Genomic DNA, 25,185 nt, shown 5'->3' on the forward strand with positions numbered 1-25,185 from the left:
CCCCGGAGCCCGAGGACTCCGGCTCCGGCCTTTCGCTCGGCATCGTCGGCTCGGCGCTGGCCGCCGCCGCCACGCTGTGGCTGTGGCGGCGGCGCACGCCCCCGGCCGGGGGCTGAGGGCGGGACGGGCTGGACGGGCTGGACGGACGGGACTCAGCCGCCCAGCGAACGCTTCAGTTCGGCCTTGTTCATCGTGGACCGGCCGTGCACGTTGCGGCGCTGGGCCTCCGCGTAGAGCTGGTCGTACGTCGGGCCCTCGGATCCGCTGTGGGACCTCTGTCCGCCGCGCCGCGAGGACGACATGTCGTCCAGCGACGCCTTGCTCGCCGTCTTGGACTCGCCCGACCGCGCACGCTCCTTGTTGACCGTGCGGGCGGCGATCTCCTCGGCGCGCTCGCGGCTCTCTCCGCGCTTCTGCGCGCTCTCCTTGATGTGCTCGTACTGACGCTCCCGCTTCGGGCTCGAACCGCGCGGCATGATCCGCTCCTTTCCGTCGGTCGGCGTGCTGCGGGTACCCATCAGACCGACGCTCCGGCCGGCGGGATCGATACCTCGAACCAGACCGCCTTGCCCTCGCCCCGCGGCACCCACCCCCACGCGTCGGCGAGCCGTTCCAGGAGGTAGAGGCCGTGGCCGGAGGCGTGGCCCGGGCGGTGCGGGCCGTGCGGGCGCGGTCGGACCGGGCTGGTGTCGCTGACCTGCACCCACAGCCGGTCGCCGGTGCGATCGAGCAGCAGCTCGTACGGAGCGCCACCGTGCGTGTGCGCATTGGTGACCACCTCGGAGACGAGCAGCAGGACGTCGTCGACGACGGCCCGCCCCACACCTCCGTCCTGGCCGAACCATGCTTCGAGGACCTCGGCCGTCAGGTCGCGGCACTCCCCGACCGTGACCCGTCCGTCGGTGAGCGGGATGCGTCGACTGGTCGACGTGGACCTGTCCTGCCGTGTGCCGCTCATAACGCTCCGGTTCCCCGACAAAGCGCTTCAAACCACCCGACAGCGGGCATGTTTCCGTAAGGAACCTCGTACGACGGACCCCGTCGTCGGCGGCACCGGCGGCCCGGGCCCATGCCCCCGTCGGAGGAGCCTCATGTCGGGCAGCCCGTTCTCCGCATCGAACTCGTCCACCTCGTCCTTCGTGACGCCGCGCGACCCCGTCGCCGTACGCCGGGAAGCCCTCGGCGGCCTCCCGGAGATCGACCGGCCCACGGCCGTCGGCACGCGGGAGGCGCAGACCCTCTCCACCGCGCTCTTCGTCCGGCTCGGGGAGCTGGAGGAGGGCGCCGCGGAGCACGCGTACGTGCGGAACACACTGGTGGAGCTCAATCTGAGCCTGGTCAAGTTCGCGGCCCGCCGGTTCCGGAACCGGGCCGAGCCGACCGAGGACATCATCCAGGTCGGCACCATCGGCCTGATCAAGGCCATCAACCGGTTCGAGCCGGGGCGCGGGATCGAGTTCTCGGCGTTCGCGCTGCCGACGATCGTCGGCGAGATGAAGCGGTTCTTCCGCGACACCAGCTGGTCCGTCCAGGTTCCGCGCCGGCTCCAGGAGCTGCGCATCGACCTCGCCAAGGCGGTGGACGTGCTGGAGCAGGAGCTGGGCCGGCGGCCGACGCGGGCCGAGCTGGCCGCGCACCTGGGGACGGACGAGGCGTCGGTCGCCGAGGGCGAGCAGGCGGCGAACGGCTATGCGGCCCGCTCGCTGGACACCCCGCTCGGCGACGACGAGGACGCCTTCAACGGTCTGCTGCGCCACCTGGGCACGCAGGAGCGCGCCTTCGAGGTGATCGACGCGCTGGAGTCGCTCAAGCCGTTGATCGCCCGGCTGGACGCGCGGGACCGGCGGATCCTGTCGCTCCGGTTCGGCGCAGAGCTCACTCAGGCAGAGATCGGCGCGCGGCTGGGCCTCTCGCAGATGCACATCTCCCGCCTCCTCGCCCGCATCCTGCGCACCCTGCGCGACGGCCTCCTGGACGACACGGCCCCGGCGCGGGCGGCGGCCCGGCAGAAGGCGGCCGCGGAAACCGGCCCGGCGGCCCGCGCGGACGGCGACGCCTAGGGCCTGCCGTCTCGGACGTACGGACCCGCCGCGCCGCCCCCTACGCCCGAGGCGTACGGCTCCCCGTCGGCCCCGCGATCTCCAGCCAGACCACCTTCCCGCCCTCGCCCTCGCGCTCCCGCGAGCCCCAGCGGCCCGCGAGGCGGTCGAGGACCATCACGCCGTGACCGCCGGGCAGGGAGGCGGGGCGGGGGCCGCCGCGGCGGGGGTGTTCGGGGCTCGGGTCGGCGACCTCGACGCGCAGCACGCCGTCGCGGAGGCGCAGCACCAGCTCGTCGGGGCCGCCCGCGTGCAGGCAGGCGTTGGTGACGACCTCCGACACCAGCAGCAGCACATCGTCGGCCAGCTCCCGGGCCTCCTCGTCGCGGGCCGGGGTCCAGCCCCAGTCGGCGAGGGCCTCGGCGGTGAAGTCGCGGCAGCGGGTGACCACACCCTCGGCCCCGTGCAGTGCGAGCCGGCGGACCTCGCCCCGTGCGGCGTCCATCGGCGTCACCGCCCTTCCGGCCGCCGGTTCGCCAGGGCGGCCGTCAGGTCGTCGTGGACCTGGAAGACCGTACGGGCCCCGGTGATCTCGAACATCCGGCTCACCGGCGGCCGCAGGTCGGACAGCTCCAGCCGGCCGCCCGCCTCGTGTGCCCGGAGCCGGGCCCGCAGCAGCGCGTTGAGGCCGGTCGAGTCGCAGAAGGTCAGCGCGGCGCAGTCGACGACGATCCGCCGCGCACCCGCCTCGATCTGCTCGTCCAGAGCCGCACGCAGCGGCTCCGCCGTGTCGTGGTCGAGCTCGCCCGTGAGGACGAGCACCACCGCACCGGATCCGGCCGTCACCTCGACGCCGAACCGCCCGGAATCGCCGACCATCCGCTGGCCCGCCTCCTTCGTCCGCTCGTGCCCGTCCACCCCGGCCCCGACCGAGACCGCCGCCCCACCCTCGACTATCGCGCCGATACGCCGCCGAGGCGAGCGGCCGTACGGGCCCTCAGCTCGACGTCTCCGCCGCCGTCGCGGGGGAGACCGCGCCGCCCCGGCCCACGTAGCGCTCCGCCGCGTGCACCGCCTCGCGCGCCGTGCGCTCGCCCATCAGGACGCACAAGGTGTACGCGGTGTCCTCGAAGCGGCGGCGGACGCCCAGGTCTCCTGGGCGCGCCAGCACGACCTGCTCCTGCGCCCGGTAGTGGTGCAGCAGTCGGTCGATCGTGTTTCGGTCGGGCAGCAGCATCATGTCCTCCTGGTGGACCCCCGCTGCGGCCATCTTGGGGTCGTTCCGTCACGCCCGCGAGCCGGAAGGACACGTTCCGTGACCCTTTGGCCCCCGAAGGGTCCGCGAAGGGTCCGCGACGTGCGGAGAGACAGCCGGTGAGACCTGGAATCCGGAGATGCGGACGGCCCGGCCGTGACGGAAAGTGTGGCCCATGGATCCCAAGGAGACGGGGGCGCAAGAACGGCTGCGCGTGGTCGTCGTCGGTGCCACCGGCAACGTCGGGACCAGCGTCGTCCGGGCGCTGGCCGCCGACCCGAGAGTCGGCTCGGTGCTGGGCCTCGCCCGGCGCAGGCCGGACCTGGACGTGCCGAAGACCGCCTGGGAGACCGTGGACCTCGCGAGCGAGGACGCGGCGCCCGTACTGGCGCGCCACCTCGCCGGCGCCGCCGCGGTCGTCCATCTGGCCTGGCGCTTCCAGCCGACCCACGACCCGGTGACGACCTGGCGCACCAACGTCCTGGGCTCGCTCCGGGTGTTCGACGCGGTGGCGGCGGCGCGCGTGCCGGTCCTGGTGCACGCCTCGTCGGTGGGCGCGTACTCGCCCGGGCCCAAGACGGGGCCGGGCGTGACCGAGGCGTGGCCGACGCACGGCTGGCCGGGGGCCGCGTACTGCCGCGAGAAGGCGTATCTCGAACGGGTCCTGGACACGTACGAGCGCGAGCACCCGGAGATCCGGGTGGTGCGGATGCGGAGCGGCTTCCTGTTCAAGGAGGAGGCGGCCAGCGAACAGCGCCGGATCTTCGCCGGGCGGCTCTTCCCCGGTGCGCTGCTGCGGCCGGAGCTGGTGCCGCTCGTGCCGGACCTCGACGGGCTGCTCTTCCAGGCGCTGCACACCGACGACGCGGCGCAGGCCTACCGGCTCGCGGTCCTCGCCGACGCGCGTGGGGCGTTCAACCTCGCGGCCGAACCGGTCGTGGATGCACGGCAGTTGGCCGGACTGCTCGACGCACGCGTGGTGCGCGTGCCGCGCGGCGCGGTCCGCGGGGCGCTGGCCACGGCGTGGCGGCTGCGGTTGGCCCCGGCGTCGCCAGACCTGTTCGACGCCGTGCTGCGGCTGCCGTTGATGTCGACGGAGCGAGCCCGCCGTGAGCTGGGCTGGCAGCCCACGACGAGCTCGCTGGAGGCACTGGAGGCGTTCCTGCGCGGCGTCCGCACGGGGGCCGGCGACCGCACGCCGCCGCTGGCCGGCCACCGCATCGGGTGACGGGGAGCAGCGGCCCGCCCAGCGCCGTACCGTGTCGTCCGTCTTGAGAGCCCGTGGACGGCCGGGGCCGGCGTCCGCCGGGCGGAGGAATCCGGTCGCCTCCGTGCGGAATAATGCGCGCATGCGCATCTCAGCCAGGGCCGACTACGCGGTGCGTGCCGCGCTGCAGCTCGCCGCCGCCCAGGACGAGGGCCCGCTGAAAGCCGAGGCCGTCGCCGATGCGCAGGGCATCTCGCACAAGTTTCTGGAGGGCATCCTCGGGGACATGCGACGGGGCGGCCTGGTGCAGAGTCAGCGCGGCGGCAACGGCGGGTACTGGCTGGCGCGGCCGGCCGCGGAGATCTCGGTGGCCGATGTCATCCGCGTCGTGGACGGCCCGCTGGTGTCGGTGCGCGGCGTGCGCCCGCCGGAGCTCGCGTACACGGGTCCGGCGGAGTCCCTGCTGACGCTGTGGATCGCCGTACGGGCCAACGTGCGCCAGGTCCTCGAAGGGGTCTCGCTGGCGGACGTGGCCGCGGGGAAGCTGCCGGCGGAGGTCTCGGCGCTGGCGGAGGAGCCGGAGGCCTGGACGAACCCGTGACGTCTCGTTGATCGAGACCGCGCAGTCCGCCATCTGAACACCCTCTGGAGCTCGCCGTCTCCACCGTGGCACTATCCCTACTATTCCAGTAGGGATAGTAGGGAAACCAATCAGGGATCAGGTGAGGTGACATGGCTGCGGACACGGTGGACGAAGAGATCTGGCGGCGCGTCGCCCGGGAGCTGACCGACGACCTCGCCGTCGACGCGCTCGCCCGGGACCGGGCCGGCAAGCCCCCGTTCGACGAGGTCGAGCGCCTCCAGGAGGCGGGGCTTCCGGCGCTGCTCACTCCGTACGGCGCGGACTGGCCGGTCGCTTGCGCCGTGATCCGGGAGATCTCCACGGCCGACAGTTCCGTCGGCGAACTCCTCGCCCATCACTGCGCGTTGGCGTGGAGCTCGCGGCTGTTCGACGGCGTGGCCGATGCGGCCGAGCCCCTCGACGCTGCGGCGGCTCGGGAGCACTGGCTCCTGGCGGGCGGCGTGGAGCCGCCGCGCAGGGAGACGGCGGCGGGCCTGGGAAGTCCCGACCTCGTCCTCACGCCCCAGGGCGACGACTTCGTCCTCGACGGGCGTCGGTTCTTCGAGTCCGGGGTGGCGGTCGCCGACCGCCTCGTCGTCGGCGCGCGCTGCGTCCGGACCGGCGACTTACTGGTCGTCCTGGTGGACCCGGCGCATCCGGCCGTGTTCACCGAACCCGTCGCCGACCGGGTGGGGCAGCGCCTGACCGGCGCGGGGACCGTGATCTTCGACGGGGCGCCCGTCGCCGCATCCGCCGTCCTCGGCCGGCTGCCGCTCGACGAGCACGCCGTCGCGCCGTACGCCACCCTCGCCCCGCTCGCCCTGCGCCTGCTCCTGGTCCACGTCGGGCTCGGCATAGCCGAGGGCGCGCTGGCCGAGGCGCGGGACGTCAGCCGTGCGGCGTACGCGACGCCGTCGCCGCGCGGCGCCGACGGCGCGGACGCCTTCGCGCCACGCGGCGACGAAGACCCGTACCTGCTGCTCGCGTACGGCGAACTGGCCACCGCCGCGCACGCCGCCGCCTCGGTCGTCGCGCGCGCGAGGGACGGGCTGGCCCGGGGGCTGGCCGCGGGCCGGGAGCTCGGCGTGGAGGAGCGTGCCGACGTCGCGGTCCTCGTCGCCGCGGCGGAGGCGGTCACCGGCCGGGCGGCAGTCCACATCACCACCCGCGTCATGGAACTGGTCGGCTCGGCCGACCGACCCGAACCCGCGGGCGGCGGGCCGGGCTTCGACCGCTTCTGGCGCAACGCCCGCGCCCTGACCGCCCACCACTCCCCCGCGCACCGCCTCCGCGACATAGGCGACCACTACCTGAACGGCGCCCACGCCCGCCTGACGCTCCCGGTCTGAGCCCCCGCCCGGCCTACGCCGAGGCGTCGCCGCGCGGGGTCAGGCGGAGGTCGAAGGCGAGGGTGCCGGGGTCGACGGCCGTGGCCCCGCCGTCGACCGTGAGGACCGCTCCGTTCACGAAGGACGCGGCGGGCGAGAGCAGCCACGCGATCGCCTCGGCCACCTCGCGGGGCGCGCCCGGACGGCCCACCGGGAGCGGACGGGTGGCCTCCTCGTACGCCGCTTCCATCCCGGCCTCCGCCTCGCCGAGTCCGGACTCCTCGGCGAACCGGGTCATCCGGCGGTCGGCCATCTCGGTGCGGATCCAGCTCGGGCAGACCGTGTTGGCCCGCAGGCCCCGCCCGCCGTAGTCCACCGCGAGCGAGCGGCACAGCTGGAGCAGGGCCGCCTTGGACGTCGCGTACGCGGCGTTGCCGATCCCGTTCCGCAGGGCGGACACGGAGGCGACGGCGACGACCGCGCCGCGCGCCTCGAGGAGGTGCGGGAGGGCGGCGCGCAGGAGGTGGAAGGGGCCGGTGAGGTTGGTCAGCATGACGTCCTCCCAGTCCGCGAGGGCCAGTTCGCCCACGCCGCCGCTGCGGCCGATGCCGGCGTTGAGGACGAGTCCGTCGAGCCTGCCGTACGCGGCGATGGTCTCGGCCACCAGCTCCGCGACCGCGTCCGGGTCGCGGATGTCGGACGGGACAGCCAGCGCGCCGGTCTCCTCCGCGATCTGCCTCAGGGGCTCGGGCCGCCGCCCCGAGACGACCACGCGGTGGCCCGCCGCCGCCAGCAGCCGGGCGGTCGCGGCCCCGATGCCGGTGCCTCCTCCGGTCACCAGGTGGACGCGTGCCGCGTCGCCGTGCTGCTGGTCCGGTTCCAGTCGCCTGTCGGTCATGGTCGTCGAGCCTCCGTCGTCGTCCGCCGTCCGTGTGATCTTATGCAGTCGGCCGAGCGAGTCGAACGGACCGTCAGGTCGGGACGTCACATGGAGGGCAACGGGATGACTCTCGAGATCGTCGCCGGAGTGGACGGCTCCGACGAGAGCCTCGCCGCGGCCGACTGGGCCGCCCGTGAGGCGGGGCGGCGCGGGCTGCCGCTGCGGCTCGTGCACGCGTGGCTGTGGCAGCCGGTGGACGTGCCGCTCGTCCAGGACCGGACCGAGCAGGAACAGGTCGCCGAACAGATCGTCCGCGCGGCCGAGTCCGCGGTCGTGGCGGCGCACCCGGACGTCGCGGTCACCGCGGAGGTGGTCCCCGACACCCCGGTCACCGGACTGCTCGGCGTCCAGGAGCGGGCGGCGATGCTGGTCGTCGGCTCGCGCGGGCACGGCGCGCTCGCCGGCTTCCTGCTCGGCTCGTACGGACAGCAGATCATCGCGGGCGCGGAGCGCCCGGTCGTGGCGGTCCGGGCCCACGACGAGGCGACGGAGGCGGGCGAGGTCGTCGTGGGCCAGCTCGGCACGGCGGACGACAGCGCCCCCGCCCTGCGGTTCGCCTTCGAGACCGCCGCCGCCGGCGGAGCCGTACTGCGCGCGGTGCGCGCGTGGAACCTGCCGCCGCTGTACGCCTACAGCCCCGGCTCGCTGCGCCTGGCGGACGAGGCGGGCGGCCTGGAGTCCTTCGAGAAGAAGGCCCTCCACGAAGCCCTGACCCCCTGGCGCGAACGCCACCCCGACGTCCACGTGGTCGAACACGTGGAAATCGGCAGCGCCGGCCAAGTCCTCCTGTCGGCCTCCGCTTCGGCAAGCCTCCTGGTGGTCGGCCGCCGCGCCAGGCGCGGCGCGATCGGCCCCCGCATCGGCTCGGTGGCCCACGCCGCGTTGCACCACGCGAACTGCCCGGTCGCGGTGGTCCCGCACGACTGAGGGCACGGGGAGGCGAGCGCCGGGGCCCTCTCGGGGCAGGCCGGTGCGGATGACCGCCGGATGCCGGTACTCCGGGTGCAGGGTCGGCGGGGCGCGTCGAGACTGGGGCGCATGGAGCTGCGCGACGAGGAGGACGGGGCGCGCCGGGCGTCCGGGGCGCGCCGGGGCCGAGGGCGGCGTACGGCGGCTGGGCTGGCCGGGGGCCTGGCGTTGGCCGGATGGGCGTACCTGGCCGTCACGGAGCCATCCGGGGGCGATCGACGCGCGGCGCGGAACGTCGCTCCCCCGGCGCCGGCCCCCGCGCGGCCCGCGGTCGTCGATCCGCTGCTCAGCTCCGCCGAGCGGTACGCGGAGCAGGTCGTCGCGCTCGCCAACGCCGAGCGGGCTCGGGTGGGTTGTGCGCCGCTGCGGCCCACCGCGCGGCTGCGCGCCGCCGCGCAGGCGCATGCCGACGACATGTCCGCGCGCGGCTACTACGAGCACCGGAGCCCCGAGGGCGAGGACGGCGGTGACCGGATCACGGCCGCCGGGTACGACTGGCGCGCCTGGGGCGAGAACATCCACCGCGGTCCGAAGACCCCGGCGCAGGCCATGCATGACTGGATGAGCAGCACCACCCACCGCCGGAACGTCCTCAACTGCTCCTTCAAGGACCTGGGCGTGGGCGTCAACCTCCGTTCCAACGGCCCCTGGTGGGTGCAGAACTTCGGCGCGAAGGGCTGAGCGCCGCCCACGCCCTCAGGACGGCTTCGCCAGCGTCTGCACCCACACCGTGCCGTCGGGCCCGGGCACGGCGGCGACGCCGGTGTCCCGGTAGCGGCAGTCCAGCAGGTTGCGGCGGTGCCCGTCGCTGCCCATCCAGTCGCCCACGACCGCGCCGGGGTCGGTACGGCCGGCGGCCAGATTCTCGCCGACCAGGCTCCAGGGGTACCCGGCGGCGCCGATCCGGGCGTCGACGTTCCGGCCGTCGGGGCTCGCGTGGTCGAAGTAGCCACGCGCCACCATGTCGCGGGCATGCGCGCGGGCCGCCTCGACGAGCCGGGGGTCGGTGCGCAGCGGGCCACAACCGGCCTCGCTCCGGCGGAGATTGACGATCCGGGTCAGCCGCTCCACGGCCGACGGCCGGGCCACGGTACGGGAGGCTTTCGGCGTCGGCGAGGGGCTGGGGCGGGGTGACGCGCTCGGGGTCGGCGAGGGTGTCGGCGTGGGCGTCGCGACGGCGCTCGGCGGGGGCGCGGCGACGGGCGGAGGCCCGGCCGGAGCGTCGGGCCACAGCGCGACGAGCAGCCCCACCGCGACGACGACCGCCCCTCCCGAGAGCACGAGCCGCCGCCCGCCTGCGCCTCCCCCTCCCCCTCCGCCGACACCGACTGTGCCGCCGTCGGTCGCCGCCGTGGGCACGCCGGAACCGTCCGGCCCGACCCCAGGCGCACCGTATGCCTCCGTCCCGGGCAAGCCGTTCGCGGCCGCCGCCGTCTCGTACCCCCCGAGCCCCCACATTCCGTTCCCCGCCGCGGCCAGCGGTGCCACCAGTCCCAGGCCGACGAGGAGCCCCTCCGCCGGAACCAGCCCCGACCATGCGCCCGAGCAGACCCCGCACTCCCGCAGGTGTCGGGCGATCCGCTTGCGCCACAGGGGCGACGGGTGGCCGTCCCAGGTCGCCACGGTGTCGGCGAGCGCCGGGCAGCGGGGCTCGCCGGCCAGGGCCCGCACGATGCCGCGCCCGGTCTCCAGCGCTTCCTTCATGCGGCGCACCCGGACCGCCGCGTGCTGCGGGGTGACGCCCAGCGCCTCGGCCAGTTCCGCGCGGTCGAGTTCGCCCGCGGCCTCCAGCCACCACAACGCCAGTACGTCGCGGTCGTCGGCGTCCAGCCAGCGGGTCGCCTCGGCGACCTCGCGGCGCTGGCCCGACAGGCCCAGCCGGAGGATGGTCAGGTCGACGAAGTCGCCGGCCGGGTCCGGGGTCTCGGCGATCGTGTCGAGGCCGGTGAGCGGGTGCTGCTGCCGGGTGCGCCACCGGCGGCGTATCTGGTTCATCGCGATGGCGACCAGCCAGGAGCGGAACCGGGCGGGGTCGCGCACCCCGTCCAGGCCGTCGAGGGCGCGGACCATCGTCTCCTGCACGACGTCGTCGACGTCCGCGTGCCCGTCCAGAGCGCGGCCGACGATGTTGTAGACCAGCGGGAGGTACGCCGCCGCCAGCGCCTCCCGGGCCCGCGGGTCGCCGGTCCGCGCGGCGTCCACCAGCTCCTGCGCGCGACGCTCGTCGCTGTGCATGTCCGTGCTCCCTCGCCCCTGATCCGTGAGTCCCGTCGTTCAGGAGATCCACGGGGGGCGTCGGGATGACATTTTTATGTGCGCGCCACAACCGGAATTCTCACGACCGGATTCTCCAGCGAGGCGAGACGCTACGGCGTCACGCGCCCGGCGTGTCGGGCGGGTGCGGCAAGTACGGAACGGTCGCACCCCCGCCCGCGCGGACGGCCGCGACGACCGCGTCGTGCAGCTCCCGGCTCTCCTGCTCCGAGGCGCACGGAACGGGGCTGCCCGACATGGTGAACCAGTCGGACGCGCCCGTGTACTGCACGGCGACCCGTGCCTCGCCCTCCGCGAAGGTGGTGTGCACGGTCAGATCGCCCGTGACCACGCCGCCCTCGTCGGTGAGGACCCCGCCGCGTCCGGTGTAGACCCCGGCCGTCGTCCATGATGCCCAGCTCATTCCCTCAGGTTCACACCGCGGTTCGGGATCCGCCACCGGCGGGAGGGAACCGTTCCGCGGAGGCGACCGCCCGGGCGGGACGGGACCGCCCCGGGGCAGGGACGAGACCGCCCCGGCAGGACGGGATGCCTGCCGGGGCGGTACACGTGGTGCGAGCGGCGTCCGCCGCCTGCGATCAGCCGAGGGTGGCGATCGCCTCGTTGAACGTCGCGGACGGGCGCATGACCGCCGCGGCCTTGGCGGCGTCGGGCTGGAAGTAGCCGCCGATGTCGGCCGGGGAGCCCTGGACGGCGATCAGCTCGTCGACGATCTTCTGCTCGTTCGCGGCGAGCGCCTCGGCCAGCGGCGCGAAGGCCTTGGCCAGGGCGGCGTCGTCGGTCTGCCCGGCCAGCTCCTGGGCCCAGTACAGGGCGAGGAAGAAGTGGCTGCCGCGGTTGTCGATGCCGCCGACGCGACGGGTCGGCGACTTGTCCTCGTTGAGGAAGGTCGCGGTGCCGCGGTCGAGGGTGTCGGCCAGGACCTGGGCGCGGGCGTTGCCCGTGGTGCTCGCCAGGTGCTCGAAGGAGGCGGCCAGGGCGAAGAACTCGCCGAGGCTGTCCCAGCGGAGGTAGTTCTCCTTGACGAGCTGCTGGACGTGCTTCGGGGCGGAGCCGCCGGCGCCGGTCTCGAACAGGCCGCCGCCCGCCATCAGCGGGACGACGGAGAGCATCTTGGCGCTGGTGCCCAGCTCCAGGATCGGGAAGAGGTCGGTCAGGTAGTCGCGCAGCACGTTGCCGGTGACCGAGATGGTGTCCTCGCCGCGGCGGATGCGCTCCAGGGAGAACTTGGTGGCCTCGACCGGGGAGAGGATCTTGATCTCGAGACCCTCGGTGTCGTGCTGCGGCAGGTACTGCTCGATCTTCGCGATCAGCTGCGCGTCGTGGGCACGCTCGGCGTCCAGCCAGAAGACGGCCGGGTTGCCGGTGGCGCGGGCGCGGTTGACGGCGAGCTTGACCCAGTCCTGGACCGGGAGGTCCTTGGTCTGGCAGGCGCGGAAGATGTCGCCCTCGGCGACCTCCTGCTCCAGGACGACGTTGCCGGCCTGGTCGACCAGGCGGACGGTGCCGGCGGCCGCGATCTCGAAGGTCTTGTCGTGGGAGCCGTACTCCTCGGCCTTCTGGGCCATCAGGCCGACGTTCGGCACCGAGCCCATGGTGGCCGGGTCGAAGGCGCCATGAGCGCGGCAGTCGTCGACGACGACCTGGTAGACGCCGGAGTAGCTGCTGTCCGGGAGGACGGCGAGGGTGTCGGCCTCCTGGCCGTCCGGGCCCCACATGTGGCCGGAGGTGCGGATCATGGCCGGCATGGAGGCGTCGACGATGACGTCGGACGGCACGTGCAGGTTGGTGATGCCCTTGTCGGAGTCGACCATCGCGAGGGCCGGGCCCTCTGCGATCTCGTCGTCGAAGGAGGCCTTGATCTCGTCGCCCTCGGGCAGCGCGGACAGGCCGGCCAGGATGGTGCCGAGGCCGTCGTTCGGGGAGAGGCCGGCGGCGGCGAGCTTGGCGCCGTAGGTCTCGAAGGTCTTCGGGAAGAAGGCGCGGACCACGTGGCCGAAGACGATCGGGTCGGAGACCTTCATCATCGTGGCCTTGAGGTGCACGGAGAAGAGGACGTCCTCGGCCTTGGCGCGGGCGACCTGCTCGCTCAGGAAGGTGCGCAGGGCGGCGACGCGCATGACGGAGGCGTCGACGACCTCGCCGGCGAGGACCGGCACGGACTCGCGCAGGACGGTGGTGGTGCCGTCGGCGGCGACGTGCTCGATGCGCAGGGCGCCGGCCTCGGCGACGGTGGCGGACTTCTCGGTGGAGCGGAAGTCGTTCTCGCCCATGGTGGCGACGTTGGTCTTGGACTCGGAGGTCCAGGCGCCCATGCGGTGCGGGTGGGTCTTGGCGTAGTTCTTGACCGAGGCGGGGGCGCGGCGGTCGGAGTTGCCCTCGCGCAGGACCGGGTTGACGGCGCTGCCCTTGACCTTGTCGTAGCGGGCGCGGATGTCGCGCTCCTCGTCGGTCTTCGGGTCGTCCGGGTAGTCCGGCAGCGCGTAGCCCTGGCCCTGGAGCTCGGCGACGGCGGCCTTGAGCTGCGGGATCGAGGCCGAGATGTTCGGCAGCTTGATGATGTTGGCGGCCGGCGTCTTGGCCAGCTCGCCGAGCTCGGCAAGGGCGTCGGCGATCCGCTGCCCCTCCTCCAGGTACTCCGGGAAGCCGGAGATGATGCGCCCGGCCAGGGAGATGTCGCGGGTCTCGACGCCGACGCCGGCCGTGGCGGCGTATGCCTGGACCACGGGGAGGAACGAGTACGTCGCAAGTGCGGGCGCCTCGTCAGTGTGGGTGTAGATGATGGTCGAGTCAGTCACCGGGTGCTCCGCTCCACTGTCTGCGTATGCGAGATTGCTCGACATCAAGATATCTCGTGATCGTGCCGGGAGGGAAAGGGCCCTGCGTCACACGCCGGGAACGCGTCCGCGGAGGGGACACGCGCTCAGGAGGAACGCTTGCGCGGGGGAATCGCCGATCTTCCTCCGCCCCGGCCATGGCTTCCGGGCCGTCGGCTTGGCACCGTGGCGTGCGGGCGCCCGGGACGGCCGGGTCGCAGGTGACGGAGGGACGGTCGGATGACGGCGCAGTTCGGCGACTATCAGTACGAGATCTACCTCGGCGGCCTGTCCGGCGTGCTGCCGGAGCTGCCGATGACCTTCGCCGGGCTGGAAGCCCGGGCCGAGGCGGCGCTGCCGCCGTCCGTCTGGTCGTACGTGGCCGGGGGCGCCGGCGACGAGCACACCCAGCGGGTCAACGTGAGCGCCTTCGAGCGCTGGGGGCTTGTGCCCCGGATGATGGTCGGGGCCCGGCAGCGCGACCTGACGGTGGAGCTGTTCGGCATGACGCTGCCGTCCCCGCTGTTCATGGCCCCGGTCGGGGTGCTCGGGCTCTGCGCGCAGGACGGGCACGGCGATCTGGCCGCTGCGCGGGCCGCGGCGCGCACCGGGGTGCCGATGGTCGCCTCCACGCTCACCGTCGACCCGATGGAGCAGGTGGCCGCCGAGTTCGGCGACACCCCCGGCCTCTTCCAGCTGTACACGCCGACCGACCGCGAGCTGACCGCGAGCCTGGTGCGCCGGGCCGAGGCGGCGGGCTTCAAGGGGATCGTGGTCACCCTGGACACCTGGGTCACCGGCTGGCGGCCGCGCGACCTCTCCACGTCCAACTTTCCGCAGCTGCGTGGCCACTGCCTGGCGAACTACACCTCCGACCCGGTGTTCCGGGCCCGCCTGAAGGACGCCCCGGAGCACGACCCGCAGGCCGCGGTCATGGAGTGGGTGACGGTCTTCGGCAACCCACTGACCTGGGACGACCTGCCCTGGCTGCGGTCCCTGACCGACCTGCCGATCATCCTCAAGGGCATCTGCCACCCCGAGGACGTCCGCCGGGCCAGGGACGGCGGCGTGGACGGGATCTACTGCTCCAACCACGGAGGGCGACAGGCCAACGGCGGCCTCGCCGCGCTCGACGCGTTGCCGGGCGTGGTCGAGGCCGCCGAGGGGCTGCCGGTGCTGTTCGACTCCGGAGTGCGCTCCGGAGCGGACATCGTCAAGGCGCTGGCGCTCGGGGCGACGGCGGTCGGCGTCGGCCGCCCGTACGTGTACGGGGCGGCCCTCGGCGGCAGCGACGGCGTCGTGCACGTGCTGCGGTCGCTGCTCGCCGAGACCGACCTGATCATGGCCGTGGACGGCTACCCCGCCCTGGCCGACCTGCGCGCCGAGGGCGCGCTCCGCCGCACCTGAGTGCGAGCGGTACGTCGCTACGAGGCGAAGTCGCCGATCACCTCGCTGAAGTTGTAGCTGAACAGCTCACGCTTGCACGACGAGCACGAACTGCTGGGCGCGTGCTCGCTCAGCGACCACAGCTGCGGGGCGAATCCGTCGCCGCGGCCGTGCGCGACGTACAGGTCCTCGGGGCCGAAGGCGCTCTGCAGGACCTTAGGGTTGCCGAACAGCTGCTCGCTGCCGTCCACGCCGGTCTGCACCGTGCCCTGGAGCAGCCGGCCGTTGTCGTAGCCGTTGCTGCGGTGGAAGTACCACTTGCCCTCGTACCGCGTGGCGCCCTGGATCTTGTGCCAGAGGGGCTCGTCGTTGAAGATCCCGGTCGGCGGCAGGTCCCACGCCTCGTCCGCGGCGGCGATCGTGCCGGCGGCGCCCTCGACGGCGGCGGTGAGCGCGGACATCGGGTAGGTGCCGACCCGGCCGCCGCTCGTGCCGCCCTTGTTCAGGTTGCAGTACTCACCGAGGATCAGGTGGTCGGTGCCGGTGCGGTCGAGCGAGACGTACGACGCCTTGGGGCGCGCGGTGTCGTAGCACTGCGCGTCCTTGGTCGGACTGGTGGTCTTGGCCGCGGTGAACTTGAGCGTGGCGACCTGCGGCATCACGTAGCGGTACCCGAAGCCGTACCAGACGTTGCTCTGCCGGCCGATGCGCTTCTTGTCGACGACGTCGCTGACCAGGCCGTCGGGCGTGGGGTCGTTCACGTCGGCGTTGTTGTCCGGGTTGAGGTCCATGATCTTGCGGAGATCGAAGACCCGCATGCCGTTGGCGGTGTCGGCGACGTAGAGGTAGTTGCCGTACCAGACCATGCCGCCGGCGTGGATGCCGTTCTGGGCCTTGCAGGACGGGTTCGTGTCCGCTTCCGCGGCGGAGGCGCACTTGCCCTCGCGGGCGTGCAGCGCGTCGAAGGATATGTGGTTCTTGCTGTTCATGTACGGCCACACGAGCAGGACGTGGCGGTACTTCTGGTTGGCCTGGTTGAAGAAGGTGATCCGGACGCCCTTCTCGTTGCAGGCGTCGGAGGCGGTGTCCTGCACGCAGTTGTCACGCTGCGTGCTCAGGTTGCTGCGGCCGGGGTTGTCGTCGTCGTACGCGCCGACGGCGATCGGCTCGGCGTTGGACGTGCCCCAGTCCTCGTCCTCCTGCGCGTCCGACACGCCGGTGATGGCCTGCGGGATCCACTCGACGGAGGTGGCGTCGTCGCCCTGCCAGCACACCCGGTGGTTCACGGCGAGGTCGGGGCCGTAGATGCCGGCGGAGCCGCAGGCCGAGTCCCATCCCGCGTCGCGGTTGGCCTGGTCCATGAGCTCGGTGAGGCCCTGCTTGGGGAGCGCGGCGTCCAGCTGGTTCACCAGACCGGTGAGGGAGGAGCCCGCCACGAGCTGGAAGTCGCCGGGGCGGCCGTCGCTGAAGGCGGCGAGGGCGTCGGCGGAGGCGGAGGGCGAGGCCAGGGAGGACGGCGCGGACGGGGGCGGAGCCTCGCCCGCGAAGTCGTCCTGCTCGTTCTCGGGCTCGTCGTCGAAGCCGTCGTCCGGCATGCCCTCGGTCGGCTCGTCCACCGTGACCGCGGCGGGCGCGGCGGAGGGAAGGGCCGCGGATGCCGGGGCGGCGGGGATCAGCGCGGACGCGAGCGCCCCGGCCAGGACCGCTCCGACGACATGACGTATTCGACGGGACGGTTTACTCATGTGAAGGCCTCTCGTGACAGAAACATGCAGATCACAGCGTCACTGACGTCTCGTCAGTCACACAGGCCACTCACGCTAACAACGCAACGACCCACCCCCGGCAAACATTTGAACGAGCGTCACCAGACCCTCACGAGCTGGGCGTGCCCATGACAAGACAAATCGGAAATGAGATTACGAATGCGAAGATTCGGACATCACCCCAGACCCCCTTGATCGATCAAACGGGGGACGGGTTAGCATATGAGCGCCGCCTAGCTCGAAAGATAATCCTGTGACTGTCAACGACGACTCGTTCACCAACTGGAAGACCCGCGAGGAGATCGCGGAGTCGATGATCCCGATCATCGGGAAGCTGCACCGTGAGCGGGACGTCACGGTCCTGCTGCACAGCCGCTCCCTGGTGAACAAGTCGGTGGTCAGCATCCTGAAGACCCACCGATTCGCCCGGCAGATCGCCGGTGAGGAACTCTCGGTCACCGAGACGATGCCGTTCCTCCAGGCGCTCACCACGCTCGACCTCGGCCCGTCCCAGATCGACATCGGCATGCTCGCCGCGACGTACCGCACGGACGACCGCGGCCTGTCGGTGGAGGCCTTCACCGCCGAGGCCGTGGCCGGCGCCACCGGTGAGAACAAGCTGGAGCGCGGCGAAGGCCGCGACGTCGTCCTGTACGGCTTCGGCCGCATCGGCCGCCTCGTCGCCCGCCTGCTGATCGAGAAGGCCGGCTCCGGCAACGGGCTGCGCCTGCGCGCCATCGTCGTCCGCGGCGGCGGCGAGGCGGACCTCGTCAAGCGCGCCTCGCTGCTGCGCCGGGACTCCATCCACGGTCAGTTCCAGGGCACCATCACCGTCGACGAGGCGACCAGCACGATCCTCGCCAACGGCAACGCGATCAAGGTGATCTACGCCAACGACCCCTCCGAGGTCGACTACACGGCGTACGGCATCAAGGACGCCATCCTCATCGACAACACGGGCAAGTGGCGCGACCGCGAGGGCCTCTCCAAGCACCTGCGCCCCGGGATCGACAAGGTCGTCCTGACCGCCCCGGGCAAGGGCGACGTCCCGAACATCGTGCACGGCGTCAACCACGACACGATCAAGCCGGACGAGCAGGTCCTGTCCTGCGCCTCCTGCACCACGAACGCGATCGTCCCGCCGCTCAAGGCCATGGACGACGAGTTCGGCGTGCTGCGCGGTCACGTGGAGACCGTCCACTCGTTCACGAACGACCAGAACCTGCTGGACAACTACCACAAGGCCGACCGTCGCGGCCGTTCCGCGCCGCTCAACATGGTCATCACCGAGACCGGCGCCGCCTCGGCCGTCGCGAAGGCGCTGCCCGACCTCAAGGCCCCGATCACCGGCAGCTCGATCCGCGTCCCCGTCCCGGACGTCTCGATCGCGATCCTGAGCCTCCGCCTGGGCCGCGAGACCACCCGCGAGGAGGTCCTCGACTACCTCCGCGACGTCTCGCTGAACTCGCCGCTGAAGCGCCAGATCGACTTCACCACGGCTCCCGACGCGGTCTCCATGGACTTCGTGGGCTCGCGCCACTCCTCGATCGTCGACGCCGGCGCGACCAAGGTCGACGGCGACAACGCGATCCTCTACCTCTGGTACGACAACGAGTTCGGCTACTCCTGCCAGGTGGTCCGGGTCGTGCAGCACGTGACCGGCGTGGAGTACCCGACCTATCCGGCGCCCGCGGTCTGATTCGGCCGTTCGGACGGGCCGGCGAGGGACGTCGGCCCCGCACCGGGCCGGTCAGTGCCGTCGTTCCCGGTACAGGTCGCGCAGCAGGGCGATCTCGGCGCCGTGGTGCAGGACTTCCTGGTTGACCCACCACACGATGTCCAGGAACGGTTCCTCGGCGTCGCTGCCGTGCGGGTAGGTGCAGCGGCCGACGGTGTCGAGGTCGGTGTCGGCGGTGTCGCGCAGCGCTGTGCGCCAGGCGTCGGCGGCCGCGTCGAAGGCGGCGATCGCGTCGGCGGCGGTGCCGCTGACGCGGTAGTCGTCGCGGGTGAGGGTGTGGGTGCCCGTCGTGTGGTCGGCGCGCAGGAAGAGCATTTCGCTGAGGTGGCTCAGACGCCATGCGAGGGTCGTGAACGGCGGCGGAACGGGGTGCGGGTGGGGCGCGGCGTCCCGGCCCCAGTCGCCGGTCCCGGCCAGGAAGGCCGCCCGGACCCCGGGTCCGTCCGTACGCCGACGGACCGACCAGCAGCCCGCCGCCGGCTCCCAGAGGTACTCGTCGTCGGTCATCGCCCCGACCGGGGTCCGCGAGCCGTCGCCGCTGTCCATGACCGGCCCGGTGAGCCGACCGGCCAGACGCTCGCAGGACCAGTCGAACTGGTCCAGCAGGGGGGTGAGGCGAGGTCCTGCGGTCATCGGTGCTCCCCTGGACGGTCCGGTCCGCCAGGCTGGCACAGCAAGGGGAATCCCGCTCCTCCTTTTTTGGGGCCTAGTGCCCCCGGAACGCCTCCTCCAGCCACCACGCCCCACGGTCCCGGACCACCTTGGCGTCGATCAGCAGCGGGGCGGACCGTGGCCCGGCGACCCAGTCCTCCACGGCCTTGAGATCCGTCCGGGTGTGCACGGTCACCGCCTCGAAGCCGTAACCGCGGGCCACGGCCGCGATGTCGGTCGGCGGGAACTCGACCGTGTCGAGCGGGTGTCCGTCGGGGCCGAAGTGGTGCACCTCCGCTCCGTAGGCGTCGTCGTTGTACACGACGACGACCATGGGAAGCCCGAGCCGTCGTACGGTGTCCAGGTCGGCGGCGCCCATCAGCGCGCCGCCGTCGCCGAGTGCGGCCACCGGCAGCCGGTCCGGGCGGGCCAGGGCCGCGCCGATCGCGGTGGCGAGGCCGAGGCCGATCGACTGGTAGGCCTGCGTGAAGCAGAAGCCGTCCTGGTCGGGCACCGACAGGAACATGCTCGGGTGGCCCATGAAGTTGCCGGAGTCGACGCCGATCACCCGCTCCGCGGGGAGGATGTCGTCGAGCGCGATGCTGAGCGTGCGGGGGTCGATCCGGTCACGGGTGCTCGTGTCGTCGTACGGCACGTCACGCCAGCGCACCCGCGTGGCCACGGCCTCGGCGATGACGGGCGTCCGCAGGCCCTGCCGTTTCCCGCCGGGGGCCGCCAGGACGTGCCGCGCGGTGAGTTCGACATCGCCGGTGACCCCGAGGTGCAGCTTCCGGTGCGCGCCGAGTGCCGAGGGGTCGTCGTCGACCTGCACCACGGTCGTGTCCGCACCGATGAGGGCGCCGTGCCGCATGGTCCACATGTTCAGTGCGCAGCCCCAGCCGACGATCACGTCGGCCCCACCGATGAGTTCGGCCGCCAGGGGCGAGGCGAAGCCGCCGGAGACGTCGAGCGACCAGGGGTTGTCGTGGAACAGCCCACGCGCCACGGCCGAGGTCGCCAGCAGGGCCCCGCAGCGCTCGGCGAGGGCTTCGAGGGCGTCCCGGGCCCCGGGTGAGCGCGCACCGCGTCCGGCCACGAAGACCGGCCGCCGGGCCTGCTCCAGCACCCGGGCCAGAGCCGCCACTTCGTCCGCGGACGGCTCGACCGCCGTTCGCCGCGGTGGCGGTGCGGCCTGGGCGAGGGCATCGTCGGGGGCGTCGGACGCCTGTACGTCCAGGGGGAGGTTGAGAAGCACGGTGCGTCGTTCGTGCAGAGCCCGTCGTACCGCCGCGCACGCCTGTCCTACGGCGTCCTCGGGCGACGCGACCCGCATCGGGACCGCGCCCACCGCCGTCCCCAACGCCTCCTGGTCGACATAGAAGTTGGAGGTCGGACGGGTCACCTCGGCCGCCACCACGACGAGCGGTGTGCGGCTCTTGGCCGCCTCGGCGATCCCCGTCATCGCGTTGGTGAGCCCGGGTCCCTGGTGGACGCTCACGGCGGCCACCGTGCCGCTCACGCGCGCGTACGCGTCGGCCATCGTCGCCGCGCCGCCCTCGTGGCGGGCGGCGACGAAGCGGGCGCCGGCCGCGACCATGGCGTTGGTCAGATGGAAGTTGCCGGACCCCACGACGCCGAAGACCTGCTCGACCCCGGCCGCGTACAGGGCCCGTCCGACGGCCTCCGCGACCTTCATGACCGCTCCACCAGGGCCAGCACGCGCGCGGGCGAGCCGGAGCCCGCGACGATGGGCAGGGGTCCCGCGACGACGACGCTGCCGGTCGCGGGCAGCGCGGCCAGGTTCTGGAGCTGGGTGAGGCCGTACTTGTCGCTGCCCATCAGATAGGAGTGGCAGGGGAAGGCCGGATCGAAGGAGTGCCCGCGCCCGGCGTCCGTGCCGACCGTCTCGACACCGAGGCCGATCACGGGCGACTGCTCGGCCACCCAGCGGGCGCATTCCGGGGACAGGCCGGGCGTGTGGGGACCGTTCTCGTCGGCGTTCAGGAACGCCTCCTGGGAGTGCGAGCGGGCGTCCCAGCCGGTGCGCAACAGCAGCCAGCCGCCGTCCGGCAGCGGCCCGTTGTGTTCCTCCCAGGCCTTGACGTGGTCCACCTCCACGAGGAAGTCCGGATCCTTGGCCGCCTCGGCGGTGAAGTCCAGTACGGCGGCGGGGGCGATCAGCCGCTGAGCCGGGACGGACGCCACGTCGGCGAGTTCCCTTCCGGTCACCCAGTGGTTCGGGGCGTCGAAGTGCGTGCCGGTGTGCTCGCCGCTGCGGAAGTTGTTCCAGTACCAGGCGGGGCCGCGGTCGTCGTACCGGCTGATCTCCTCCAGCTCGAACACGGCCGTCTGGCCGAACTCCGGCGGAAGCTGGATCACGGGTGTGGACGACGACAACGGCGAGGTGAGATCGACGACTTCGATCGAACCGGCCCGCAGGGCGGACACCAGCGCGGCGAGAAGGGACGGCTGCTCGTGCATGAGGGCCTCCTGAAACACTCCGAGGCCGACAGCATGTCACCGACCGTCCGGTCGAGGCCCCGGCACGACGGGCCCCGGATCGTCCGATCCGGGGCCCGTCGGCAGGTAGTGCAGGTGTCAGGTCAGTTGACGCCGACGTGGGCGTTGACGCTCGCCGCGACACCCTGGGTGGAGACGAGGGCGTCGACGTCGGCGCAGACCTCGAGGTGCGCCAGCTGGAGGTGCAGGCCGGCGGTGGTCGCGGCGGCGACACCACCGGAGACGTTGTCCAGGTCGGCATCGTTGAGCTCGGCCGCTACGAGGTGGGGGGCGACGTTCATGGCGCGCGGTTCCTTTCGCATGAGCAATCCTCGAGGAGGAGGGACACCGGATGGAAGCACGCCGGGCATGAACACGGCCAGTCAGCCGGACACCCTCCACAGGACGTTCCCGTCCCGGCTTCACCGATCGCAACATGGTCACCCAATCCGTCGGTTCCTTCACAGAATTTGCTGCCGCAGGGACCGATCCTCCCTCGCTGTGCCGTTCCGCAGGCGAACGCTCCACCACCGAAGAGCGGTGCGGAAAACGTTTTATCCGCGGCCGGGGTAGACTTGCGTCGCCCATGTGGAACAGCGAGGGGGTGGACGCCATTTCGGTTCGCCCCGCCCGTATCCAGGACGTCGCGGCCGCCGCCGGGGTCTCGGTCTCCACGGTGTCCAACGTCCTGAACCGGCCCGAGCGGGTCAACGCGCGCACCGCCGAGCGGGTCCGCGACGCCGTCGCCGCCCTCGACTACGTCCCCCACCCGGGAGCCGCCGGGCTGCGCACCGGGCATTCCTCGTCGATCGGCCTGGTACTGCCGGACGTGGCCAACTCCTTCTACTCCCGCATCGCACGCGGTGCCGCGGACGCCGCCTACGAACACGGCTACTCCCTCGTCCTGTGTGACAGCGGGGACGCGCCGGAGCGGGAGCAGGGCTACTTCACCATGCTCATCGAACAGCGGGCGGTCGGCGCGGTGGTGGTGCCGCTCAGTGCCGACCCCACCCGGCTGTCGCGGCTGCGCGAGCGCGGTATCCCGCTGGTGCTGGCGGACCGTGCGATGCCCGCCCAGGAGGGCTGTTCGGTCTCCGTCGACGACATCGCCGGGGGCCGCATCGCCGTGCAGCACCTGCTGGACCGCGGGGCGCGCGACGTCCTCGTCGTGAACGGCGAGCGCACGATCCGTCAGTGCGCCGACCGCTACCAGGGCGCCCGGCAGGCCGTGCGCACCCGGCGCGAGGCCCGCCTCGACCAGGTGGTCGCCGAGGAGATGACGGTGGCGTTCGGCAGCGAAATAGCCCACAGCCTCGACGAGTTGCCCGACGGCGTGTTCTGCACCAACGACTTCCTCGCGGCGGGGCTGTGCCGGGCGCTGGGCGAGCGCGGTGTGAAGGTCCCGGAGGACGTCCAGGTGGTCGGTTACGGCGACCTGGACATTGCCAGCTTCGTGGGCACGACACTGACCACGGTCCGCCAGCCGGTCGAGGAGCTCGGCCGGGCGGCCGTGGAGATGCTCCTGGACGAGGTGGAGGCCCGCGCGGAGCACGCCCACGAGGCACGGGTGTTCGCGCCGGGCCTGGTCCTGCGGGACTCCACCCGGGCTTCGTCAGACGCGCCTTTCTAGCGTCACCGGCCCCAGCAGGCCGGAGGGGAGCTGGGAGGGGAAGGCCCAGGCGGTGGGCGTGGCTTCGGACAGATACGGCGCCAAAGTGTTGTGGACGGTCACTTCGAGGCGGACGGTGCGCCCGGCGGTCCCACGCAGTTCGAAGCGGTACGGCGCGCAGAACGCCTCCCCGACGATTTCACCGTCGACGCACACCGCGACACTGCCACGCACCCGCCCCAGATCCAGCACCGGGTCCGGCCCGGCCGGCACCTCCAGTGTCCGGGCATAGGTCACGCCTCCGCTCCAACCGCCCAGTCCCATCTCACCCCACTCGCCCAGCGGCATGGGTGCCGGTACCGTGCGCACGCGTACCGGTCCCCGCCAGGCGGAGCCACCGCGCAGAACGGCCGTGGGAGCGGTGACCACTTGGCACTCGGCCGCCTCGTCGAGCGGTTGATCCAGCGTCAGTACACCGCCCAGGAAGTCGAGTTCAGGGCCGTCGCCGATCGTCACCCGGGCGGGAAGCTCCAGTGGCAGGTCGAGCGACACGGTCCCCGCCGGCACGGTGAACCGGAAGCGCTGCTCGACCTCCCGGAGGTCGTCGGTGGACCGCAGCGGCAGTACGGCGGACCCGAGCACCGGAGCACCGGCCAGCCACTCGGCGTCGGGCAGGGGGTGCGGCCGTACCGCCGCGCCACAGTGCTGCAACTCTCCCCACCGGCCCGTGTGTTCGATGGTCAGCCCGCTCCACTCCCCCGTCCCGGCCGCCCAACCCGGGCCGCTGACCAGGGCGGTCGTGTCCGCCACGAGGTCGACGAAGACACCGTCCCGCGCGTCGACGCTGTCGGCCACGACGTCGAGGACGTGATCGCCGCCGCTCAGCGTCAGTTCGTGCCGGAAGAACATCGGCACCGCGCCCCAGTCGGACTCGTAGTACTCGACCTTCTCCTGCCGTGCCACGACGGCTCCGTCGAGGAGGACGGTCACGCCGACCGCGGCACCCACGACGAGGACCGCGTCCGTACCCTGCCCCGGGGCGCTGATACGGCCGCGATAGGTCACGCTGCCGTCCGGTCGTACGCCGTCGGGCAGGCGCATGAACAGTGGGCGCGGCGCGAACCCGTCCGGGCGGGACAGACAGAAGTAGCTGCCCAACGGGGTGTCGGCGGCGCCCGAGATGGTCTGCGGCCGGTCCTGGGCTTCGGACAGCTCGTACGCGAGCACATTGCGGGCCCGTTCGACCTCCACCCGGGCGGACGCCAGATGGCCGCCGCCCGTCTCCAGCCGGCTGCCGTTCCACCACACGCATTTGACCGCCGCCGCTCCGACATGCAGATCCGCGGGTCCCCGGTGGTCGGTCTCCACGACGGCCCTGACACGGGCGACGGTCCCGCTCACGGGTACCGGCACCCGCACGAACTCCTCCGGTACCAGGCCCTTGTTGCCGAGCAGACCGTACGGGTCAGGGATGCCGCGACTCGACGAGTACAGCGAGACGGCCCAGTCCGGGGGCGCCAACTCACGGTCACCTGAAAGGACTTGCTCGACGTCGGCACGGTCCAGAGGAGCCGGGGCCTGTGCGGAGGGCACGGGCGCCAGGACGCGGACCCGGTTGCCGTATGTCACCCGGGTCTGCTCCCACGAGTCTTCGGTCTCGGTCCACCGCATGGTCCAGATCTGCGGTTCGGTGACGGAGGCTCCGGCGGGCAGGGCCAGGTCGCCCCAGGTGTTGTCCATGGTGGGAGCAAGGCGGCCCTCCCAGCCGGTCGACAGGTCGGTCGTCTCCGGCGGCTCCGTGGGCGACGGGGGAACAGCGTCCACCAGAGGGCCTTCGCGCCATACGACGAGGGCGGCGGGGGCGCCCTCCAGGGGTACCTCGATGGTCGAGACGCCGTCGGCGAAGGTGACGCGTCCCGGGCGGCGGGTGCCGGTCGCGGGGTTCCAGATCTCGACCTCGGCGACCGGGGCCCGCACGGTGACGGAGGAGGTGCGGGCGTAGCGCGCGGGGTCGATCTCGTGGTGGTCCCTCGGCGGGTGCGTACGGGCGTCGGGGAACGCCCCCGTGACCAGATCGGAAGAGCAC

Annotated in this window: 23 protein-coding genes and 1 pseudogene; 9 read left to right on the top strand and 15 right to left on the bottom strand. The window is 72.7% G+C overall.

From position 1 onward, the window contains the following. Positions 1-152: 152 nt before the first annotated feature. Entirely contained in the window at positions 153-476 is a 324-nt protein-coding gene (locus VIU94_RS04295) for a plasmid stabilization protein (protein WP_331907733.1), read from the bottom strand. Between the two features lie 41 nt (positions 477-517). Then, positions 518-958 carry an ATP-binding protein gene (locus VIU94_RS04300; RefSeq protein WP_331907696.1) on the bottom strand — a complete coding sequence of 147 codons (441 nt, stop codon included), beginning with the start codon at positions 956-958 and terminating at the stop codon, positions 518-520. A 133-nt stretch (positions 959-1,091) separates the two neighbouring features. Between VIU94_RS04300 and VIU94_RS04305 the strand changes: the two genes are divergently transcribed. Further along, entirely contained in the window at positions 1,092-2,060 is a 969-nt protein-coding gene (locus VIU94_RS04305; RefSeq protein WP_331907698.1) for a SigB/SigF/SigG family RNA polymerase sigma factor, read from the top strand. 40 nt (positions 2,061-2,100) lie between these two features. On the opposite strand, the gene VIU94_RS04310 is transcribed toward VIU94_RS04305, so the two are convergent. From VIU94_RS04310 to VIU94_RS04320, 3 genes are all read right to left on the bottom strand, one after another. Then, complete coding sequence (locus tag VIU94_RS04310; protein WP_331907700.1) at positions 2,101-2,544, bottom strand: ATP-binding protein; 444 nt, start codon at positions 2,542-2,544, stop codon at positions 2,101-2,103. Positions 2,545-2,549: 5 nt separating this feature from the next. Further along, complete coding sequence (locus VIU94_RS04315) at positions 2,550-2,918, bottom strand: STAS domain-containing protein (protein WP_331907702.1); 369 nt, start codon at positions 2,916-2,918, stop codon at positions 2,550-2,552. Between the two features lie 118 nt (positions 2,919-3,036). Then, positions 3,037-3,309 (bottom strand): DUF5133 domain-containing protein, encoded by a 273-nt coding sequence (locus VIU94_RS04320; protein ID WP_414720885.1) that lies wholly within the window; start codon positions 3,307-3,309, stop codon positions 3,037-3,039. 160 nt (positions 3,310-3,469) lie between these two features. Here VIU94_RS04320 and VIU94_RS04325 point away from each other — a divergent pair, with 160 nt between their 5' ends. From VIU94_RS04325 to VIU94_RS04335, 3 genes are all read left to right on the top strand, one after another. Then, positions 3,470-4,522, top strand: a complete 1,053-nt coding sequence (locus VIU94_RS04325; protein WP_331907704.1) for an NAD-dependent epimerase/dehydratase family protein — start codon at positions 3,470-3,472, stop codon at positions 4,520-4,522. Between the two features lie 121 nt (positions 4,523-4,643). Next, positions 4,644-5,102, top strand: a complete 459-nt coding sequence (locus tag VIU94_RS04330) for an RrF2 family transcriptional regulator (RefSeq protein ID WP_331907706.1) — start codon at positions 4,644-4,646, stop codon at positions 5,100-5,102. A gap of 131 nt (positions 5,103-5,233) precedes the next feature. Beyond that, complete coding sequence (locus VIU94_RS04335; RefSeq protein ID WP_331907708.1) at positions 5,234-6,472, top strand: acyl-CoA dehydrogenase family protein; 1,239 nt, start codon at positions 5,234-5,236, stop codon at positions 6,470-6,472. Positions 6,473-6,485: 13 nt separating this feature from the next. On the opposite strand, the gene VIU94_RS04340 is transcribed toward VIU94_RS04335, so the two are convergent. Further along, the gene (locus VIU94_RS04340; RefSeq protein ID WP_331907710.1) at positions 6,486-7,349 is read right to left on the bottom strand and encodes an SDR family NAD(P)-dependent oxidoreductase; all 864 of its coding nucleotides are present in this window, start codon (positions 7,347-7,349) and stop codon (positions 6,486-6,488) included. Between the two features lie 105 nt (positions 7,350-7,454). Between VIU94_RS04340 and VIU94_RS04345 the strand changes: the two genes are divergently transcribed. Both VIU94_RS04345 and VIU94_RS04350 read left to right on the top strand, forming a co-directional pair. Then, on the top strand, positions 7,455-8,318 hold the full coding sequence (locus tag VIU94_RS04345) for a universal stress protein (protein WP_331907712.1): 864 nt from the start codon (positions 7,455-7,457) through the stop codon (positions 8,316-8,318). 111 nt (positions 8,319-8,429) lie between these two features. Continuing rightward, positions 8,430-9,041, top strand: coding sequence for a CAP domain-containing protein (locus VIU94_RS04350; protein WP_331907714.1), 612 nt, complete (start codon positions 8,430-8,432; stop codon positions 9,039-9,041). A gap of 15 nt (positions 9,042-9,056) precedes the next feature. Here VIU94_RS04350 and VIU94_RS04355 read toward each other — a convergent pair whose 3' ends face one another. From VIU94_RS04355 to VIU94_RS04365, 3 genes are all read right to left on the bottom strand, one after another. Next, complete coding sequence (locus tag VIU94_RS04355) at positions 9,057-10,595, bottom strand: sigma-70 family RNA polymerase sigma factor (RefSeq protein ID WP_331907716.1); 1,539 nt, start codon at positions 10,593-10,595, stop codon at positions 9,057-9,059. Positions 10,596-10,734: 139 nt separating this feature from the next. Next, positions 10,735-11,037 (bottom strand): hypothetical protein, encoded by a 303-nt coding sequence (locus VIU94_RS04360; protein WP_331907717.1) that lies wholly within the window; start codon positions 11,035-11,037, stop codon positions 10,735-10,737. A gap of 175 nt (positions 11,038-11,212) precedes the next feature. Beyond that, complete coding sequence (locus VIU94_RS04365) at positions 11,213-13,432, bottom strand: NADP-dependent isocitrate dehydrogenase (protein ID WP_331907719.1); 2,220 nt, start codon at positions 13,430-13,432, stop codon at positions 11,213-11,215. Between the two features lie 258 nt (positions 13,433-13,690). Here VIU94_RS04365 and VIU94_RS04370 point away from each other — a divergent pair, with 258 nt between their 5' ends. Continuing rightward, positions 13,691-14,857 (top strand): alpha-hydroxy-acid oxidizing protein, encoded by a 1,167-nt coding sequence (locus VIU94_RS04370; RefSeq protein WP_331907721.1) that lies wholly within the window; start codon positions 13,691-13,693, stop codon positions 14,855-14,857. 17 nt (positions 14,858-14,874) lie between these two features. Here the strand turns inward: VIU94_RS04370 and VIU94_RS04375 are convergent, their stop codons facing one another. Next, the gene (locus VIU94_RS04375) at positions 14,875-16,581 is read right to left on the bottom strand and encodes a hypothetical protein (protein ID WP_331907723.1); all 1,707 of its coding nucleotides are present in this window, start codon (positions 16,579-16,581) and stop codon (positions 14,875-14,877) included. Positions 16,582-16,855: 274 nt separating this feature from the next. Between VIU94_RS04375 and VIU94_RS04380 the strand changes: the two genes are divergently transcribed. After that, positions 16,856-18,301, top strand: a complete 1,446-nt coding sequence (locus VIU94_RS04380; RefSeq protein ID WP_331907725.1) for a glyceraldehyde-3-phosphate dehydrogenase — start codon at positions 16,856-16,858, stop codon at positions 18,299-18,301. A gap of 51 nt (positions 18,302-18,352) precedes the next feature. Here the strand turns inward: VIU94_RS04380 and VIU94_RS04385 are convergent, their stop codons facing one another. The 4 genes from VIU94_RS04385 to VIU94_RS04400 all read right to left on the bottom strand — a co-directional run bounded on the left by VIU94_RS04385 (position 18,353) and on the right by VIU94_RS04400 (position 21,813). Further along, positions 18,353-18,973 (bottom strand): DinB family protein, encoded by a 621-nt coding sequence (locus tag VIU94_RS04385; RefSeq protein ID WP_331907727.1) that lies wholly within the window; start codon positions 18,971-18,973, stop codon positions 18,353-18,355. Between the two features lie 73 nt (positions 18,974-19,046). Next, positions 19,047-20,687: a thiamine pyrophosphate-binding protein gene (locus tag VIU94_RS04390; RefSeq protein ID WP_331907729.1), complete on the bottom strand. Its 1,641-nt coding sequence runs from the start codon at positions 20,685-20,687 to the stop codon at positions 19,047-19,049. Then, positions 20,684-21,472, bottom strand: coding sequence for a cyclase family protein (locus VIU94_RS04395; RefSeq protein WP_280867849.1), 789 nt, complete (start codon positions 21,470-21,472; stop codon positions 20,684-20,686). The genes VIU94_RS04390 and VIU94_RS04395 overlap by 4 nt, the downstream gene beginning before the upstream one ends. Positions 21,473-21,594: 122 nt before the next feature. After that, the gene (locus tag VIU94_RS04400; protein WP_331907731.1) at positions 21,595-21,813 is read right to left on the bottom strand and encodes a hypothetical protein; all 219 of its coding nucleotides are present in this window, start codon (positions 21,811-21,813) and stop codon (positions 21,595-21,597) included. A gap of 281 nt (positions 21,814-22,094) precedes the next feature. Here VIU94_RS04400 and VIU94_RS04405 point away from each other — a divergent pair, with 281 nt between their 5' ends. Continuing rightward, a complete protein-coding gene (locus VIU94_RS04405) occupies positions 22,095-23,120 on the top strand; it encodes a LacI family DNA-binding transcriptional regulator (RefSeq protein WP_280858927.1) in 1,026 nt (341 codons plus the stop codon). On the opposite strand, the pseudogene VIU94_RS04410 reads toward VIU94_RS04405, so the two are convergent. Beyond that, positions 23,103-25,185: pseudogene (locus VIU94_RS04410) on the bottom strand (glycosyl hydrolase); the annotation flags it as partial. The gene VIU94_RS04405 and the pseudogene VIU94_RS04410 sit on opposite strands and share 18 nt — an antisense overlap.

The organism is Streptomyces sp., assembly GCF_036566765.1.
In the GTDB taxonomy this organism is placed as follows: domain Bacteria; phylum Actinomycetota; class Actinomycetes; order Streptomycetales; family Streptomycetaceae; genus Streptomyces.